This window comes from Tenacibaculum sp. Mcav3-52, assembly GCF_022347665.1.
Taxonomy (GTDB): Bacteria; Bacteroidota; Bacteroidia; order Flavobacteriales; family Flavobacteriaceae; genus Polaribacter; species Polaribacter mesophilus.
The window spans coordinates 388,162-404,642 of sequence record NZ_JAKRGE010000002.1 but is presented as its reverse complement, the minus strand read 5'-3'; the positions used below and the strand labels follow the sequence as shown (position 1 = coordinate 404,642).

Annotated in this window: 16 protein-coding genes; 11 read left to right on the top strand and 5 right to left on the bottom strand. The window is 28.9% G+C overall.

Annotation, left to right across the window (positions count from 1 at the left end; all coding sequences use genetic code 11):
* The first annotated feature begins 1 nt into the window (after window position 1).
* The 4 genes from MHM83_RS07830 (at window position 2) to MHM83_RS07815 (ending at window position 4,091) form a co-directional block, all read left to right on the top strand.
* A complete protein-coding gene (locus MHM83_RS07830; protein ID WP_370641918.1) occupies window positions 2–1,225 on the top strand; it encodes a TolC family protein in 1,224 nt (407 codons plus the stop codon).
* 4 nt (window positions 1,226–1,229) lie between these two features.
* Window positions 1,230–2,930 carry an efflux RND transporter periplasmic adaptor subunit gene (locus MHM83_RS07825; protein ID WP_239179113.1) on the top strand — a complete coding sequence of 567 codons (1,701 nt, stop codon included), beginning with the start codon at window positions 1,230–1,232 and terminating at the stop codon, window positions 2,928–2,930.
* A gap of 13 nt (window positions 2,931–2,943) precedes the next feature.
* The gene (locus MHM83_RS07820) at window positions 2,944–3,390 is read left to right on the top strand and encodes a heavy-metal-associated domain-containing protein (protein WP_239179111.1); all 447 of its coding nucleotides are present in this window, start codon (window positions 2,944–2,946) and stop codon (window positions 3,388–3,390) included.
* Window positions 3,391–3,512: 122 nt separating this feature from the next.
* Window positions 3,513–4,091 carry a YdeI/OmpD-associated family protein gene (locus tag MHM83_RS07815; RefSeq protein WP_167713318.1) on the top strand — a complete coding sequence of 193 codons (579 nt, stop codon included), beginning with the start codon at window positions 3,513–3,515 and terminating at the stop codon, window positions 4,089–4,091.
* A gap of 73 nt (window positions 4,092–4,164) precedes the next feature.
* Here MHM83_RS07815 and MHM83_RS07810 read toward each other — a convergent pair whose 3' ends face one another.
* On the bottom strand, window positions 4,165–4,608 hold the full coding sequence (locus MHM83_RS07810; protein WP_073181562.1) for a carboxymuconolactone decarboxylase family protein: 444 nt from the start codon (window positions 4,606–4,608) through the stop codon (window positions 4,165–4,167).
* Between the two features lie 413 nt (window positions 4,609–5,021).
* On the opposite strand from MHM83_RS07810, the gene MHM83_RS07805 reads away from it, so the two are divergent.
* From MHM83_RS07805 to MHM83_RS07780, 6 genes are all read left to right on the top strand, one after another.
* Window positions 5,022–6,335 (top strand): tyrosine-type recombinase/integrase, encoded by a 1,314-nt coding sequence (locus tag MHM83_RS07805; RefSeq protein WP_239179109.1) that lies wholly within the window; start codon window positions 5,022–5,024, stop codon window positions 6,333–6,335.
* Window positions 6,336–6,394: 59 nt separating this feature from the next.
* On the top strand, window positions 6,395–7,369 hold the full coding sequence (locus tag MHM83_RS07800) for a hypothetical protein (RefSeq protein ID WP_239179107.1): 975 nt from the start codon (window positions 6,395–6,397) through the stop codon (window positions 7,367–7,369).
* 120 nt (window positions 7,370–7,489) lie between these two features.
* Entirely contained in the window at window positions 7,490–7,762 is a 273-nt protein-coding gene (locus MHM83_RS07795; RefSeq protein ID WP_239179105.1) for a helix-turn-helix domain-containing protein, read from the top strand.
* A 204-nt stretch (window positions 7,763–7,966) separates the two neighbouring features.
* Window positions 7,967–8,548 (top strand): hypothetical protein, encoded by a 582-nt coding sequence (locus MHM83_RS07790; RefSeq protein WP_239179104.1) that lies wholly within the window; start codon window positions 7,967–7,969, stop codon window positions 8,546–8,548.
* Between the two features lie 18 nt (window positions 8,549–8,566).
* On the top strand, window positions 8,567–9,238 hold the full coding sequence (locus tag MHM83_RS07785) for a hypothetical protein (protein WP_239179102.1): 672 nt from the start codon (window positions 8,567–8,569) through the stop codon (window positions 9,236–9,238).
* A 287-nt stretch (window positions 9,239–9,525) separates the two neighbouring features.
* A complete protein-coding gene (locus tag MHM83_RS07780; RefSeq protein ID WP_239179100.1) occupies window positions 9,526–9,690 on the top strand; it encodes a hypothetical protein in 165 nt (54 codons plus the stop codon).
* Between the two features lie 92 nt (window positions 9,691–9,782).
* Here MHM83_RS07780 and MHM83_RS07775 read toward each other — a convergent pair whose 3' ends face one another.
* Complete coding sequence (locus MHM83_RS07775; protein ID WP_239179098.1) at window positions 9,783–11,129, bottom strand: hypothetical protein; 1,347 nt, start codon at window positions 11,127–11,129, stop codon at window positions 9,783–9,785.
* A gap of 12 nt (window positions 11,130–11,141) precedes the next feature.
* The gene (locus MHM83_RS07770; RefSeq protein WP_239179096.1) at window positions 11,142–11,609 is read right to left on the bottom strand and encodes a hypothetical protein; all 468 of its coding nucleotides are present in this window, start codon (window positions 11,607–11,609) and stop codon (window positions 11,142–11,144) included.
* A gap of 51 nt (window positions 11,610–11,660) precedes the next feature.
* On the opposite strand from MHM83_RS07770, the gene MHM83_RS07765 reads away from it, so the two are divergent.
* Window positions 11,661–11,918, top strand: a complete 258-nt coding sequence (locus MHM83_RS07765; RefSeq protein WP_239179094.1) for a helix-turn-helix domain-containing protein — start codon at window positions 11,661–11,663, stop codon at window positions 11,916–11,918.
* Window positions 11,919–11,943: 25 nt separating this feature from the next.
* Here the strand turns inward: MHM83_RS07765 and MHM83_RS07760 are convergent, their stop codons facing one another.
* Both MHM83_RS07760 and MHM83_RS07755 read right to left on the bottom strand, forming a co-directional pair.
* Complete coding sequence (locus tag MHM83_RS07760; RefSeq protein WP_239179092.1) at window positions 11,944–12,468, bottom strand: hypothetical protein; 525 nt, start codon at window positions 12,466–12,468, stop codon at window positions 11,944–11,946.
* Window positions 12,469–12,505: 37 nt separating this feature from the next.
* Entirely contained in the window at window positions 12,506–16,252 is a 3,747-nt protein-coding gene (locus tag MHM83_RS07755; protein WP_239179091.1) for a YecA family protein, read from the bottom strand.
* Window positions 16,253–16,481: the final 229 nt, after the last annotated feature.

Sequence of the window (16,481 nt, the reverse complement as noted above, 5' to 3'; positions counted from 1 at the left end):
AATGAAAAATAAAAAAGTAGTCTTGTTTCTTGTTTCGATAATCTTTGCATTTAAAATGCAAGGACAAGATCTACAGGAATATATAAACATTGCCTTAGAAAATAATCCAGAAGTACAGCAGTTCGATACAAAGTACAAGCGTATTTCAGAAAAGAAGGAGGAGGTAAATACACTACCCAATACTGAATTTGGAGCGGGTTATTTCGTAAGTACACCAGAAACACGTACAGGTCCGCAGCAATTTAAACTTTCTGTAAAGCAAATGATTCCTTTTTTCGGAACCATAACAGCACGAGAAAACTATGTGTCTTCATTGGCTGAAGCAGCTTATCAGGATATCGTAGTTGTAAAACGTAAACTAGCAACATCAGTAGCACAGTCGTATTACAGGCTTTATGAGGTTAAAGCAAAACAAAAAGTATTAGACGAAAATATTGCGTTACTTGAAACGTATGAAAAGTTAGCGTTAACTTCTGTTGAAGTGGGAAAAGCTTCCGCAGTAGATGTGTTAAGGTTACAAATAAGACAAAACGAGTTAGCACAACAAAAAGAAGTGTTACAAGAAACTTTTTTAGGAATGCAAAAAGCATTTAATAAACTACTGAATCAAGATGTTAATACATCAATTTCAGTGGTTGATAGTTTGCATATTTCTAAAGAAACGGATAAAATACAACCAAGTACTTTAAAGTTGCATCCAGAGTTGGTGAAGTTTGACAAGTTGTATACTTCTGTAGAAAAGTCTGAATTCTTAAACCAAAAAGATAAACAACCAATGATTGGTTTTGGACTTGATTATGTGAATGTTGGTAAGCGTACCGATATGAATGTGATAGATAATGGAAAAGATATTGTAATGCCAATGGTATCGTTGTCAATTCCTATTTTTAATAAGAAAAATAAATCTATCAGTAAGCAAAATAAGTTACAACAAGAGGAAATTTTATCGCAAAAGGAACAGCGATATAATATGCTAGAGTCTGTATTATACAGAGCAGTTTCAGATAGAAAAGCATCTGTAATAAGTTATCAAACACAACTTAAAAATTTAGAGCAAGCTAAAAATGCAGAGCAAATTTTGATAAAAAGTTACGAGACAGGAACCATAGATTTTAACGATGTGTTAGATATTCAAGAATTACAATTGAAGTTTCAAACGAATATGATAACATCAGAAGTAGCTTATTATACGCAAAGTGCCACTATTAATTATTTAATAAAGTAAACAGATGAAAAAATATATAATATATATAGTAATTTTAATTGCTGGGGTATTCTTAGGATGGCTACTTTTTGGTGGAGGTTCTTCAAAAAGTGAGGCACCTCATGACCATACTGCAGCAGAAAAAGGTAAAATGTGGACATGCTCTATGCACCCACAAATTATGCAACCAGAACCAGGAGACTGTCCTATTTGTGGAATGGATTTAATCCCTGCGGAAGCAGGAGCTGAAGGACTAGCTGCAAATCAGTTTAAATTGACTAAAAATGCATTGGCATTAGCAAATGTACAGACAACTATAATTGGTAATGCTATGAGTGCTGATAATACAATTACATTATCCGGAAAAATAGCAGAAAACGAAAAGTCAAATGCAGTACAAGTAAGTTATTTTGCAGGAAGAATAGAACGTTTAAATGTGAACTTTACAGGAGAAGAAATAAGAAAAGGCCAGTTGTTGGCAACAGTATACTCTCCTGAATTGGTAAAAGCACAGCAAGAATTATTAACAGCAGCGTCAGTAAAAGAAAATCAGCCAGCATTGTATAAAGCAGTTAGAAATAAGCTAAAATTGTGGAAGCTGTCTGAAAACCAAATTAATCAAATTGAAAAAACAGGGGAAGTCAAAGAAAACTTTCCTGTGTATGCTACAGTTTCTGGTACAGTATCAGAAAAACTAGTAGAACAAGGAGATTATGTAAGTCAAGGACAGGTCTTATTGAAAATAGCTAATTTGAATTCAGTATGGGCAAACTTTGATGTATATGAGAATCAAATCAGTAATTTTAAAGTAGGTCAAAATATATCAATAACTACAAATGCATATCCTAACGAAACTTTTAAAGCAAAAGTTTCGTTTATTGACCCTGTGTTAAATCAAGAAACTCGTACGGTAACTATGCGTACTGTTCTTAATAATAGTAAAGGAAGGTTTAAGCCAGCTATGTTTGTTACAGGAAAGGTGGAAGCTACAGGAAAGCAAACAGAACAACAATTAAGTATTCCGGTTACAGCAGTTTTATGGACAGGAAAACGTTCAGTTGTATACATAAAGCCTGACGCAAGTAAACCAGTTTTTGAAATGCGAGAAGTGGTATTAGGAAGAAGAGCAGGAGAGAGCTATTTAGTAGAGAAAGGGTTGAAGTCAGGAGAAGAGATTGTTACGAATGGTGTGTTCACAATTGATGCATCAGCGCAGTTACAAGGGAAGAAGTCAATGATGAATCATACAAAAGAGATTATGGAATCTTTTAGTACATCAAAAAAGTTTAAAGAGCAATTGCAAAAAGCTTATGAAGCCTACATTGTCTTAAAAGATGCTTTGGTAAAAACTGATGCAAATGCAGCAAAAATAAGTGCAGGCAACCTACAAAAAGCCTTAACATCGGTTGATATGAAGTTGTTAACGAATGAAGAAGCTCATAAACAGTGGATGCAATTAGTTCCTGCGCTAAAGTCAAGCAATGCAGAAATTGGAAAAACTACTGATGTAAGTGCTCAGCGAAAGTATTTTAAAGTATTATCAGAGCATTTTATTATAGCAGTTCAATCTTTTGGAATAAATGAGGTTACCTATAAACAATACTGTCCTATGGCAGATAGTGATAAAGGAGCTTATTGGTTAAGTAAAGAAAAACAAGTGTTAAATCCGTATTTTGGTGAGGGTATGCTAAAATGTGGTGAAGTAAAAGAAATAATTAATAATTAAATATCAAATCAAAATGAAAAAAGTAATCTTAGGAGTAGCTATGTTGGCTACAATTGGTTTAGTAAGTTGTAAAAATGAAGCTAAAAACGAAGCCGAAACAAAAAAAGTGCAAACAGAGCAAACAACTACTCAGGAAGTAGCAATGACTACTACAACTTTTGGAGTAAGAGGTAACTGCGGAATGTGTAAAAGTACTATCGAAAGAGCTGTAAATGGTATAGATGGAGTAGCGTCAGCAGATTGGGATAAAGTAAGAAAGCAAATCAACGTATCGTTTGATGACTCTAAAACAAATGTAGATGCTATTCATAACGCAATTGCAGGGTCTGGTTACGATACTGATAAAGTAGCAAGTAATGAAGATGCTTATGGTAACTTACCAGGTTGTTGTCAATACGATCACAATATGGAAATGAGTTTAAAAGGTGATGTAAAAGCAGACGAAACGTCTAATCACTAATTATAAAAAAGTGTAACGAAGTTTATATCGTTACACTTTTTTAAGTTATACTTAAAAAATCAATAACTTTAAGCAAAGTTTTTGTTGAAGCTGCATATTAAAAAAGAACACAAAAAGTTGTAATGGAGAAAGTAGATAAATACATAGAAAAAATAAAAAACTGGAAAGAAGAAACAAAGCTGTTACGACAAATTTGCTTGGACTGTGGTCTTGAAGAAGATTTTAAATGGATGCATCCTTGTTACACCTTTCAAGGAAAAAATATTGTATTGATTCATGGTTTTAAAGATTATTGTGCACTACTTTTTCATAAAGGCGCATTGTTAAAAGATACAAACGAGGTTTTAATTCAACAAACAGAAAATGTACAATCTGCTCGTCAAATTAGGTTTACAAAGCCAGAAGAAATAGTTGTTATAGCAAAAACGATTAAAGAATATATTTTTGAAGCGATAGCAGTTGAAAAAGCAGGTTTAAAGGTGGGAACTAAGAAAACTTCAGAATTTGAAATGGTAAGTGAGTTTAAAGAAACCCTAAAAGAAAACTCAGATTTACAAAAAGCTTTCGAAGGCTTAACACCAGGAAGACAAAGAAGTTATTTACTGTATTTCTCTAAAGCTAAACAATCAAAAACACGTTTGTCAAGAATAGAAAAGTCCATACCTAAAATGTTTCAAGGTAAAGGATATAATGAAAGGTAATAAAGCTACTCAAAAAGAATAGCTTTATTGAAAATTTAGATAAGACTTTATTTATTAATCTTATAACAAACCATTATGATGATTGATGAAACATTAGTGTAGATACTGCAATACGATTCCAAATATTAATTTCTCCTATTTGTATAATAATTTGTGCTATTTCATTATCGGTAAAGTGTTCCTTAAGTTCCTGAAAGGTGTTTTCTGATAATCCATTATTACTTACTTGTGTTATTTCATCAGTAGCAGCTAACAAGGCTTTTTCTTTTTTAGAAAATAAAGGAGATTCTTTCCAAGCGCTTAAAGCAAAAATTCTGTTTTGTTTTTCTCCATTTTTTAGAGCCTCCGAAGTATGCATTTCTATACAATAAGCACAAGAATTAATTTGAGAACTTCTTATTTTTATAAGATTTTTAATGTCTTTTGAGAGGGATGTTGTTTCAAGATATTTAAAAATTTCTAAAATAGCTTTGTAAGAATTTGGTTCTAATTCTTGAATGTTTAGTCTTTGTTTCATGATTTTTATTTTATAAAATCAAAGGTATTATTATGACTATTGTTACAACTTAAGCTGGTTTAAGAAAGAATAATACTTTTCTATTAGAAGTAATTTAAAAAAATCAATTTGATTTTTATGTAGTATGTTTTGAGTAGGAAATATTATAAAAAATAAAACCCTGTTAGAAATCTAACAGGGTTTTTGTGACCTCGGCAGGATCACAAAATAGTTTTTATAATAATTTTTTAAGATTTGATGAATAAAGCTTAAAACTCATATGGTTGTTGGTTTTTTAATGATTACGTCGATTTTTTAAATAACTTTAAGCAAACTTATATAAAAATAAGTAAACTTTAAAGTGACACAAAAAATGACAATTTTTGAAAATTGTGTCATTTTTTAAGTTATATTTGTTAAAAGCAATTAACTCTATGGCAAAAGTCACATTTGTAGCTAGGAAAGGAAGTAAAAAACAAGCATCTATTCAATTATATTTCAATTATGGGGCTAATAAAAGATTAAGATATTCAACAGGGCTTAAAGTATCTGATGTGAAAAATTGGGATACAAAAAAAATGAGAATAAAGAATGTTGTTGCTGAGATTCATAAAAATGCTATTAATAACAAGTTAACAGATATACAACGTTTTGTTGAGGAGGTTTATACTGATTTTTCTGTAAGACAAAATATTGTTGTTACTAATGATGTTTTAAAGAATGAGTTGGATGTTTATTTCAATAAAGTAAAATTCAAGAACAATGAATCTCAGCATTTAGAGTTGTTGCCATTTTACAAATGGTACATAGAGTATTATCAAAAAAATCCGCTGATAAAAACAGGGAAACCGATGGGGAAAGGGACTGCTAAGACTTACAAAAACGCCTTTAATATTTTGCAGAAATTTAATGATACTGTTTATGAACTTAATTATGAAAAAGTGAATGTTGAATTTTATGATAGCTTTTTGAACTTTATGTATGAGTTTGACTATTCTTTAAATTATATAGGGACTCAGATAAAGATTCTAAAAACAATTATGAATGCTAGTTTTGAAAAAGATTACCATAATAATTTGAATTTTAAAAAAAGTTATTTTAAGAAACCAAATGAAGAAGCTTATAATATTTATTTGACAGAAAATGAATTGATTAAGATGTTCAATTTAGATTTAGCACATCAATCACCTATTTATACTAATAGTGGGTTAAAGTTAACAAATAAAATGTTAGATCAAGCAAGAGATTTGTTTTTGATCTCTGCGAATTCTGGGCTTAGGGTTTCAGATTTCAATTCTCTTTCCACAAAGAATATTATTTCAATAAATGGGTTTAATTATATCTCTCTTGTAACTAAGAAAAATGGGAAGCGATTAACTATTCCTATTAATAGTATGGTTAAATCTATTCTAGATAAAAGAAATGGTAACCCACCAGAAAGAATGGCGGAACAGCATATCAATTATTGCTTAAAAGAACTAGGTAAGTTAGCAGAGATTGATGAGGTAATTGAGAAAAATATAACTAAAGGAGGAGTTAAGGTAAGTAAAGAGTTTAAAAAGTTTGAATTGATTAGCAATCATACTGGACGTAGAAGCTTTTGTACAAATGCTTATAAAAGCGGAATGCCGACAGTAGATATTATGGCTATTTCTGGACATAGTACAGAAAAGGTTTTTTATAACTATATTAAGGTTGATGATATAGAGCGTGCTGAAAAAATTTCAAGGCATAAGTTTTTTGGATAGATAAAAAGCATTTTTTATCTAAACTTCTATATTTAGACAAAGTTTAATTTTAAGTAGTTATGAGCGATAATGAAGTATCTCTAAATGGTTTCTCGCCAGATGAATTGAAGTTTTTAGGTCAATCCAATGAACTTATTAGATTAAATGATACTCAAAAGAAAGATTTTTTTAGCATTTCTTTCGCAATAAGAGTAGGTGTTATTTTAAATTTAAAGCTTCTAAAAAAGTTTAATAATTTAGAGTTTGATTCTCTTACAAGAAATGAGGTAATAAATTTATTAGAAAAGTGTAATGAGTCTTCAGATCAAGTAAATGAACTTATTATGGATGCTTATCGTCTCTCTAATGAGAAAAATTTATTTTGGACTCATTGCTCATTATCTACTTATCAACATTATTTTGAAGAATTAAAATCTAGATATTTAAGTAAGTATGATGAAGCTAATGTTTTAGATTTTTTAAAACATGAATATACCTATTTTATTAAAAATACTAGGAAAGAGAAGTATAGAAAGGTTAACCGCATTCATAGTTCAATTGAGAAGTCTGACCTTTTTATTATGACAGACTATTATAGGGTGATTAATTATGAGACAGAAGAATTTTTAAGAATAAATAATCAAAAGAAATTAGACTTCATTTCAAATGAAATATATAGACATGGATATATCATTCAGCTAGCTAAATCAAAAAAAGAAGTTTTTATTAATTTAATACCTGTGTCGGAAACAAATGACTTTGATGCGTTAGATGAAATAGTATTGAGTAAATCTCAATTACCAAATTTTAGCTTATTTGAGAGGTATATTATGTTGGAGCAATTAGGTTATGTCAAAAAAATAAATGATGTAACTGGATTGAAAAAATCGAAAAATAAGTTGCTTGCAATAATTATGAACTGTAGTGTAGATAATGCAAGAAAACTATTGGACGGTACTTATAAAGTTAAAAACAAAGAATTAAATAAAGAAAGAAAGCTTAGTGCAGAAAAAGAGATTCAAGAATTTTTTAAAAGAAATGAGATAATTATTTAGGAGTGTAATTATTTCATTTTCAAGATTTTGTCTTTTTTGGCAGAACAAAGGGGTCTACAACTTGTAGACCCTTTTTTAGACCCGCCTCAAAATTGCATCATAATTAAATAATAATAGATTATGATACAATTGATAAATATTACAGAAGAAAAGCTAACGACTAATATCTTATTGGCATTAAAGAAAGAGTTAGCTCAGCTAAAAAAAGACTTTCAACCACAGGAGTCTACCAAATGGATTTCAAGAAAAGATACCGCTAAAATGCTCGGTGTCAGTTTTACTACGCTTGCTAATTGGAATAAAAAAGGTGTACTCACTGCTTACTCAATAGGAACTCGAGTTTATTACAAACTTGATGAGGTTAATAACGCTTTAACTCCTATAGCTTGTTAACTAAATTGTAAGACTAAGAGGGGCAAAGTATTTACCAAATACTTTAAGGAATTTCAAATTACTTTTAAAATTTTATTACCTGAAAAACAGTTGTTTAGGTGTTTTTTTAAAAGAAAGATGGGTATAACTATTCACTTTACCCTAAGCGTGTAGTATTTATTAATACCAAGTCCGAGTTGTGTCTTGTTGAAACGAATATTAATTATGGAAAACAAAAAAGAAATTAAAAGAAAGTATGACGATTTGATAAAAAGAATAAATCAAAATAAGTATAACAAATGGTATTGTTTGAAAGATTTAGTTACTATTAAAAATATTAGTTATAAATCATTGAAAAACATGGTTGGAAGAGTCTATGAAATGTATGAATCGCAGGGGATGATTAAAAAAGAAAAAGGAAGATATCAGATTCATTATTCAATTTTAGATGCTTTTAAGTTAAAACAACCAAGAAAGAATAAGTTACCAACGATTTATAGTCATAATTGGAAGTCTAATATAGTGTGGACTACTAAAGATTATTATGATCGTGATTATCATCAGTTTTTAATCAATCATTTTAAGGTTTTAACACCAGATGTAAACTATCTAGAAGCAATTGAATATGATGACAATAATAGGTTGCACGTCCATTTGTTAGCAGATGTTGAACCAGAAATTCTAAAGCCAGTTGTGGTGAGTTTATTACAAACTTTTTTAGATGATGACAGGAATTATAGGGTGTACTGCGAAAGTGTCGCAAATGTTGGGTGTAGTGTTGATTACCTATTGAAAAATCAACAATAATTTAAAAAAAATAATAGGATGAAAATATTTACAAGAAATCAGAAAGAGTTAATTGCAGATTATATGATGAGTTTGTTATACAATAAAACTTATCTATATGATGAAGAGGTAGTGTTAAAAGGCGAGGAGTTATTAATTAATAATCAAATAAGTAAACTATTTGAATTTAATATAGGAGAAGAAGGTATTTTAAATCTGAATAAGAATCAACAAAATGTAATTGGAGATTATATTTCTGAAATGTATGAAGAAGAAAGTAATCATGATTTAGATAGTTATGAAAGAGAGTATTGGTATTTAAAAGATAATCAACTATTGCATGAGTTATTTAAGGTGTTTGTATTTAAAGCGGATACATCACATTTTAGTGAGCTACAAAAAAGAATTGTAGCGAGGTATATATATTTTAGAGATGGAGAGAGTGGAGTTGTAAATTATTCAGATGAATTAATTTGGGAAGAGTACAATTATTTAAAAGACACAAACAATCTACATTTGCTATTTGAATGGCATAACCCATATATATTAAGACAGGAGTTTTATAAGGATGAGTTTGATTTAGTTAAAGATTATATGTCGGAGTATCTTGATAGTATTGGGTGCTGTACATTTCAAATATTAGTTAACGAATATGAGAGTTTAAGATATAAATCTTCTGTTTGTAAACTTTTCGAATATAACATAAGATAAAAAAGGTTCTGAGTCCTACCCTTGATGTTCTTTTTTTGTTAGGAAAGGTGTGATCTTTCTTAGTTATGGGAAATTATTAAATAATAAAGTGTGTAAATGATGAGGTAAAGAAAAATTTTTTGCAAAATTTTAGAGGTTTTTATTGTTCCTTTTTGTACCATAAAGCTCTTTGCCTCACACGTATAATGGAGTAAAATAAGTTTGAATTACTGGGCTTTAAGTATATTTTAAGTAGATAACATGAAGCTGTGTTCAGATAAGCTATAAAATATTTATTAAAATTTATAATGGATAAAAATGAAATAGAAAATAAAATCATATTAAAACAAAAGGCAATTGATTTAGAGAATGATTTTAATAAAAAGAATGAGTTGAGAAAAGAATTGCAGATATTACAATTAAGGTTAGATATTATTAAAACTAAAGAGAAAATAGAAAGAATAAAAACATGACTTTTGAGTATACTTTAAATACCCATAAGCCTAAAATGTTTATAAAGTATTTAAAGTATGCTTGAATGTTTTTATGTTAATTACTAGATTGATTAATGTACGAAAAGATTATTTTTAAATGTTCCATCGGCTTTAATTTCATCGATTATTATTTTTGAAACTCTTTTAGTGTTTTCGTTCTTTTTATAGCCTAAATAAGGACTTGATATGTCTATTAATATTTGACCTGTTTTATTGTAACCTATGTAGTCTACAGTGCCGTTTTTCTGTGGGATAACGATTGTTTGGGTTATATTCATTGTTGACTTTTTTATTATTTGAATGATTGGATTCGGGTATCCCAAGTAGCCTTTAGACTTTGTATAGCCTCCAATTATTAAAAAACCACTAGATTCTGCTACGTGATGAATAAAATAGAAATCTTTAAGTGTTTTTTGTGTAATTAGTTTGAGCTTTTCATCGTACAATTTTAAATCAAACGAATAAGGCATATTTGCTTTTGTGGGTTTTAAATCACTATATATGTTTACAAACCCGCCAGAATAGGGCATGTAGAAAACATCACCGCTGCTTTGTGTTGTGTGTCTATGTTCATTAAAAAACTCACCTTCCGATAATACTGAGTTTTTAATAACTTGTTGTTTTAATGTTTTTAAGTCAATTTGAACAGGTAATAGGTTGTTTTTTATTTGTAAGAATACAGTTATAACATTGTTATGTTCAAATATTCCTTTAATCCCCCAATCTGAACTTATTTGTTGTACTCCTTTTGTAGTGTTTAATAATCCATTGAAGATATTTTGATTATTGAAAGAAGAGCTTATTTTTGATAAATCTATTTCAACTAGCTTTCCATCTTTGGTTTTAGAAATAAAAAGATGACGTTTTTTATTAAACTTTGATCTCGTTTTTATAGCTATTAATCCACAGCCTAATTTATATCTTTCAATTTGGTGTGTATCAATACTTCCACTGCTGTTAAGTTCAAAGTTGTTTTTATAGAATTTTTCATTTAAATAATTTCTACTATTGGACATGTAGTTTCTAAAAACGGTAATTCCTTTGTTTGTAGATTTTGAAGAGTATATTTTATCATACTCTTTTAGTGAATTGTTATTTCTAAATACGATGATGTTTTCTAAGCTTTGAGAAGTATTTAAAGCGATTATGTTTTTTCGTTCTTTGGTTATGATTGAGAACTCATTTTTTGGCACACTCTTACTTCTTGCATAGTATTTTACAGTTGCTCGAAGTGATAGGATGTCACCCTCTTTATTTATGACAGTTTTATGAGTTTTGTCTGAAACTAAATTATATGGAATATGACTTCTTATTCGACCGCTTGTGATTATTTCTTCTGATTTAATGATATTTTGACTTAATAATGAATTGCTAATGATCAGTGATCCAATTAAGGATAATGTTGTTTTAATTTTCATATAAATTAATGTTTATGGAAGCTTAATTTTTGATGTACCAACTCTTAAGTAAGAATTAGGATTTACGCATATTACTTTAGTTACTTTAGAATTCAAACGATTGTCTCTTTCAATCCAAATAGCAATATGTTTTATTTTGTTGTTATCGAATTCATCAAATACTTTTTTATAGTAAATCAATACAGACCAATTAGAATACATTTTAGAAGATAAAACCTTATTGGGTTTTCCTAAAAATTTTTCAACAAAATATTTGCTTTCGCCAAGTACTCTAGTTTTTAGTGTGTTAAATGGTTTGATGTTAGGTTTAGATGGTTTGTTACTTAGAGTTTTTTTGTGTGTTTCACTATTTAAATCAAGAGGTAAATCTGGAGGTGGCTTTGGTATATGATTCCCAAAAATATTATCTCTTATAAGGTACAGTGAGGTAACTATTAGTAAAGTAATGATAGATAGTAGTAAGGTCTTTTTTTGTTTCATTTCAATGATTTTGTTTTTCAAATATAATCACAATAACGCATATATGCGTTTATGATATATAAATTGTTTGATGACTTTTACTTTGTGATAAATGTTAAGAACAAAGAATTTATGGTAGCTTTTGGGAAGAACTTAAAAAAGCTACGAAAAGAAGTTGAATTAACCCAAGAAGATTTGGCTAATGATTGTAATATATCACTTTCCCAAATTGGTAGGATAGAAAGAGGGGAGATTAATACTACGATATCTACTCTATATGTTTTAGCTAAAGCTCTAGATATAGAAGTTGCTGAACTATTTAAGTTTTAAAAGTTCTTTATGTTTTAATCAATGATTAATTGATTATTATAGGTGGAGATAATTTACAATCATTACCTTTTCCTTTAGCTGTTATTGAGTGTTTTTGAGATAGTCTGTTCTTATAAATTATTTCGAATTCGTATTCTACTTGATTTAACGTTTTTGTCGAGTTGTTAATCATAAAAATATATCTTCGATGACTGCCTTCTGGAATGCTTCTGTCTGTTGGGTTTTCTAGTTCCCAAGGTAAATGTTTATTTTGTTCATCAAAAATTAAGTCTCCAGAAAGGATGTTGAATTCTAGTAACTGACACCATTCTCTTTTGTTATTAATATCAAAATCAATACGATTCTCATCTTGTTTGAGTGAAATACCATTTAGCCATAAGTGTGGCTGGTATCTTAATTCTAAATCCTTATTTAAAGCTTCAGAAATTCTTTCTAGTTGTGATATTTTCTTGCTTTTTGAATAATCTTTTATAAAAAGATAAATTAAAGATGTTGCTGTTGAAACTGCTCCAATTGATGCGCAGACATAGAATATGTTTTGTAAATTCATGTTCACTTTATTGTTTATTTAGGGTAAGTATTTTATTCTAATTAAAAATCTGTTTTTCTTTTATTTCGTTAAATGAGTAGATAGGCATTGGTATTTGGTGTATATACTTTACTGGTAATTGAAAAGAGGAAATAACTATAGATTTGATTTTATATTCATTAGAAGGTAAGTTAAATACATTTTTAAGTTGTTCTTTATTGTTATTAAGCCATTTTTCTCTATTGACATGTTTGGGTAATTGTTTTCTAATGTAGTTTTTAATGTTGTTTTGAAAATCATACATGATTTTTGCTTGTTTGGTGTTTTTGCATTCAATAGAAAAAAGCGTTTTTGTGGAATGGTTGAATGCCAAAATATCAACATCTCCATAGTTTTTGTCTGACTTTAAAACTTTTCTATCATTATTTTTATAATTTCTGTTAGATATTTTAACCTCGTGAGGAATAACTTCAAGTGAAGGGTTTTTGATTAGCCAGTTGTATACATCTTCTCTAAATTCTTTTCCTTTTATATTATTCCTTTCAGAGAGTAAATTATTAATGTTTTTATGTTTAGGCTCTACTTTCATTAATCCATTATGAAAGATAGCTTGTAAGTTTTCGGAAGCCGTATCTAAATGTCTCATGCTCCAAAAAAATGTATATGAATTATCGCTGTTTTTTACTTTTAAAACAGGTCTCCGAATGTATGAAAACTTTCTATTGTATCTCCATGGAAGAATGTCTGGAATGTCACTTGGGTTTTCTGGAATGTCAATTTTACCTCTTGTTTTAAGGATTATTTGCTCTTCGAAAGCTTGTATTTCTTGTGGATTAAGTTTTAAGTTATCTGTTAAAATTTTTTTGAAGTCATTTTCAGAACAGTAATAGTATGATTTTTCGTTTTCTAAACAGTATTCGCTTAAGAAGAATAAAGTTGTGTTTATTTTTGAGAAGCTAATTCCCCAATCTTTAAAAAAGAGGTCATCTACTTTATTGTAGTAGATGTTTGTTTCATTGTTTTTAGTTGAGGTGTTTTTATTTTGTTTGTTTCTGAATTTCTTGTCAAATGATTCTTTATAGTTAGTGATTTCGTCATCAGTTGTATCGTTTATGTATTTTATCAAGGTGTTTTCATAAAAATCTTTATCAATTCCTATTCTTCCAGAGGGTAATAATCCAATATCTGGATTATTGATTTCAAATTGAATGGAATCCTTAATTGTTCCATAATTTATTATTTCGGTCATTATAGCTAATAAAAAATCAACATCGTCGTTATTTTCCTTTTTGTTTCCAAAATAAGGTTCTGCCACAACAAATTCTATCAGATTTCTTACGGCTAAAGAGGTTTTGACTCTTTTAGTTTCGTGCTCTCTGAATTCTTTTACAACATCTGTATATTTACTAAAGCATTTCAATCTAGTAGGAACTTGAATAGCCCACCCAGCACCATCATGAATTAAAGCTTCATGCCTTAGTATTAGAAAATTTAATAAGTTTTTTGAATTATATTCTTTTAGTCTATTTCTGAGTTGATTGATTAAGGAGTTAATTAAATCGCGACATAATTTTATTTTTTGTTCAGTCTCGGTTATTTTTTTAGGTATTTTTTTGTTGTAGTTTAACCATTTTACATTGTTTTCTAATACTATTGCGGTATCGGAATCTTGAATATATCTAACCTTTGGTATAAAGCGTCTTTCGGCTTGTATATCGTTTGTGGTCATAGTTAATATCATTTTGGCTCTACTCAGTGGCATGTACATGTCTAAAATATTGTCTATTTCATACTCTGTAATTTCTTTAAAATCACCTATTTGTAATAGGTTGCTAAATCCTTTTATAACACACCCCATCAATATTCGTTCTCCATGATTATCATTTCTGTTTAAAGCATTAAAAATTCCAATAGGGATTTTTATGAAAATCCTTCTTGTATATGGTTCTATTCTGTATTGAATTAACAGTTTTTTTTGCTGGTTTGTTTCTAACTCATCTAATGGGATGTCTTCAATATTTCCTTCAAACTCTAAAATTATTTCTACAGGAAGTGGGTTTAATGAAAGTATTAGAGGGTTTAAGTATTCATGAAATTCATTTAACCAAAATAGGATAGAGTCAATAAAATTCTTTCCGTAAGTGTCATTGGGGTTTTTTAAGCTGATCCAAATTGGGCAAATATATTTTTCTAAGCACATTCGTAAAAGACCGTTGAAAACTTCTTCTGATGTATATATAGGGGCGTGTGTTTCTGTTTTTATAACTGGTAGATAGCTTAAAGTATTTTTATCGTCAAAATGTAGTATGAAATGTTTGTCATTCTTTTTTATTGAGTCAATAATTACTTCTCCTTGAATTGCGAAGTCAAAAGCAATGTAGTTGGGGCAAACATCATCTGTTGGAAAGAAAGATTCAAAATTTCTTTTATACCATTTAAAATAAGTTAATATTGAGAACGCGGGATGTAACATTATTCCTTTATCCTCTGCTCTTTTTCTTGCTTTTAAGTATTTCCATAGAGTTAAGTTGTCTTGTTTCCAAAATGATATTAAGCGTTCGATATTGAAATAACTAGTTATCAATTGGTATTTAGCACCTTCAATTTTGTCGACTGCTAATGAGTAATACTCCGTTGATAATGGAGCGGTGATGTGAACAGCTAAGAATTCTATATTGTTTCTATTTAATTCGGATTTGACTTTGGAAATTATTTCACTAGTTCTTTTTTCTGCATTATTCGATTCTATTGATATAATTCGTGTGTAAGCGTATTTGTTAGTGTCTAATTGCCAAATTGATTCCTCATTTAATAAAGGTGTTTGAAGGGAGTTTAATTGTTTCCATATAGTGGATAGATATTTACCAATTTCATTTTGAATAATATTTATATAAGAAATGCTTAATGTTTTCCTTTGTTTATTTTTATTTATGAAGTTGTTTATAAAGTTATTTAAACAAGCCATTTGACAAGAGGGCATTACCAAGTAATATTTGTTGTTGTGTTTAATGAATGGCTTTAAGGTTAGTATATTTCCTTTAGAGGTTGTGTTTTTTATTTCGCTAAAGGAAGAAGTAAATTCTTGAATAATATCAGATTTAATATTTAGGGTACTGTATATTTTTTCAATATCTTCCTTGTTGAATTCAAAATGGTTTGAGTGTTCTTTGAGTAAATTTGAATTAGGAAAAAATATTTTTCCTCTCCAGTCATTATCTTCAAACATATTTCGACTATACCCTAGTTTTTTTGCTATTTCATTAAATAGATGAAGAATAAAAAAAGCACCTTCTTTAATTTTATTTTTAACCGTATCTGGTAAGTTGTTATTATGGAAAAATATAGAATGGAGTAGGTTCTGATTCAAAACAGTTGAGTCATTAGTCATACCAGGAAACACTATGTTATTTCCATTGAAAAACATGATGTTTTCAGTAAATGGTGCTTCACAAGGATCTTCTCTGTAATTGTATTTGTACTCTTTATGAATTAGTTCTCTCAGTTCTTTGTAGTTTATTTTAGAGTCATTAGAATTTATATTTTTACAAATAGTTGTTTGGATGTCTTCTAATCTAAATTCTTTTGATTGATTTTTGGGGAGTAATTGCAGTAATGAGAAGATTTTTAGTAGTTCAATGCTGTTGTTTTTAGTAATATACTTTTTAAAAGAAAGGCTTTCTTTTATTGTAGGTGGTGTTAGTGGGAATGGAATTGGTTTGTCTTCAATAGCCTTGTTAATACAGCATTTTTTATATTTTTTACCACTGCCACAAGGACAAGGTTCATTTCTTCCAATTTTACTCATTTTCAATTTTTGATAATTCTATCAATATAGGAATTTATAAGTGTATAAATTACGGTAACCCTTATTTCTTGATTATTTTTAATTTTAGTTTCACAGATCCATTAAAACTGGAAAGTTCATTGAATAATTGTAGTAAATAATTATTTTTCTAACTTAGGGGGAAGATAAATACGTAGATTTCAATATAGAATAGGGAGTATAGTGGCGTATTTTATGTATTTATAAACAG

Coding starts and splice junctions, on each gene's coding strand:
- MHM83_RS07775 (WP_239179098.1), bottom strand. CDS start 11,129: ATGAAAATTAAAACAACATTATCCTTAATTGGATCACTGATCATTAGC.
- MHM83_RS07765 (WP_239179094.1), top strand. CDS start 11,661: ATGATATATAAATTGTTTGATGACTTTTACTTTGTGATAAATGTTAAG.
- MHM83_RS07800 (WP_239179107.1), top strand. CDS start 6,395: ATGAGCGATAATGAAGTATCTCTAAATGGTTTCTCGCCAGATGAATTG.
- MHM83_RS07830 (WP_370641918.1), top strand. CDS start 2: ATGAAAAATAAAAAAGTAGTCTTGTTTCTTGTTTCGATAATCTTTGCA.
- MHM83_RS07815 (WP_167713318.1), top strand. CDS start 3,513: ATGGAGAAAGTAGATAAATACATAGAAAAAATAAAAAACTGGAAAGAA.
- MHM83_RS07785 (WP_239179102.1), top strand. CDS start 8,567: ATGAAAATATTTACAAGAAATCAGAAAGAGTTAATTGCAGATTATATG.
- MHM83_RS07780 (WP_239179100.1), top strand. CDS start 9,526: ATGGATAAAAATGAAATAGAAAATAAAATCATATTAAAACAAAAGGCA.
- MHM83_RS07755 (WP_239179091.1), bottom strand. CDS start 16,252: ATGAGTAAAATTGGAAGAAATGAACCTTGTCCTTGTGGCAGTGGTAAA.
- MHM83_RS07770 (WP_239179096.1), bottom strand. CDS start 11,609: ATGAAACAAAAAAAGACCTTACTACTATCTATCATTACTTTACTAATA.
- MHM83_RS07760 (WP_239179092.1), bottom strand. CDS start 12,468: ATGAATTTACAAAACATATTCTATGTCTGCGCATCAATTGGAGCAGTT.
- MHM83_RS07805 (WP_239179109.1), top strand. CDS start 5,022: ATGGCAAAAGTCACATTTGTAGCTAGGAAAGGAAGTAAAAAACAAGCA.
- MHM83_RS07810 (WP_073181562.1), bottom strand. CDS start 4,608: ATGAAACAAAGACTAAACATTCAAGAATTAGAACCAAATTCTTACAAA.
- MHM83_RS07795 (WP_239179105.1), top strand. CDS start 7,490: ATGATACAATTGATAAATATTACAGAAGAAAAGCTAACGACTAATATC.
- MHM83_RS07825 (WP_239179113.1), top strand. CDS start 1,230: ATGAAAAAATATATAATATATATAGTAATTTTAATTGCTGGGGTATTC.
- MHM83_RS07790 (WP_239179104.1), top strand. CDS start 7,967: ATGGAAAACAAAAAAGAAATTAAAAGAAAGTATGACGATTTGATAAAA.
- MHM83_RS07820 (WP_239179111.1), top strand. CDS start 2,944: ATGAAAAAAGTAATCTTAGGAGTAGCTATGTTGGCTACAATTGGTTTA.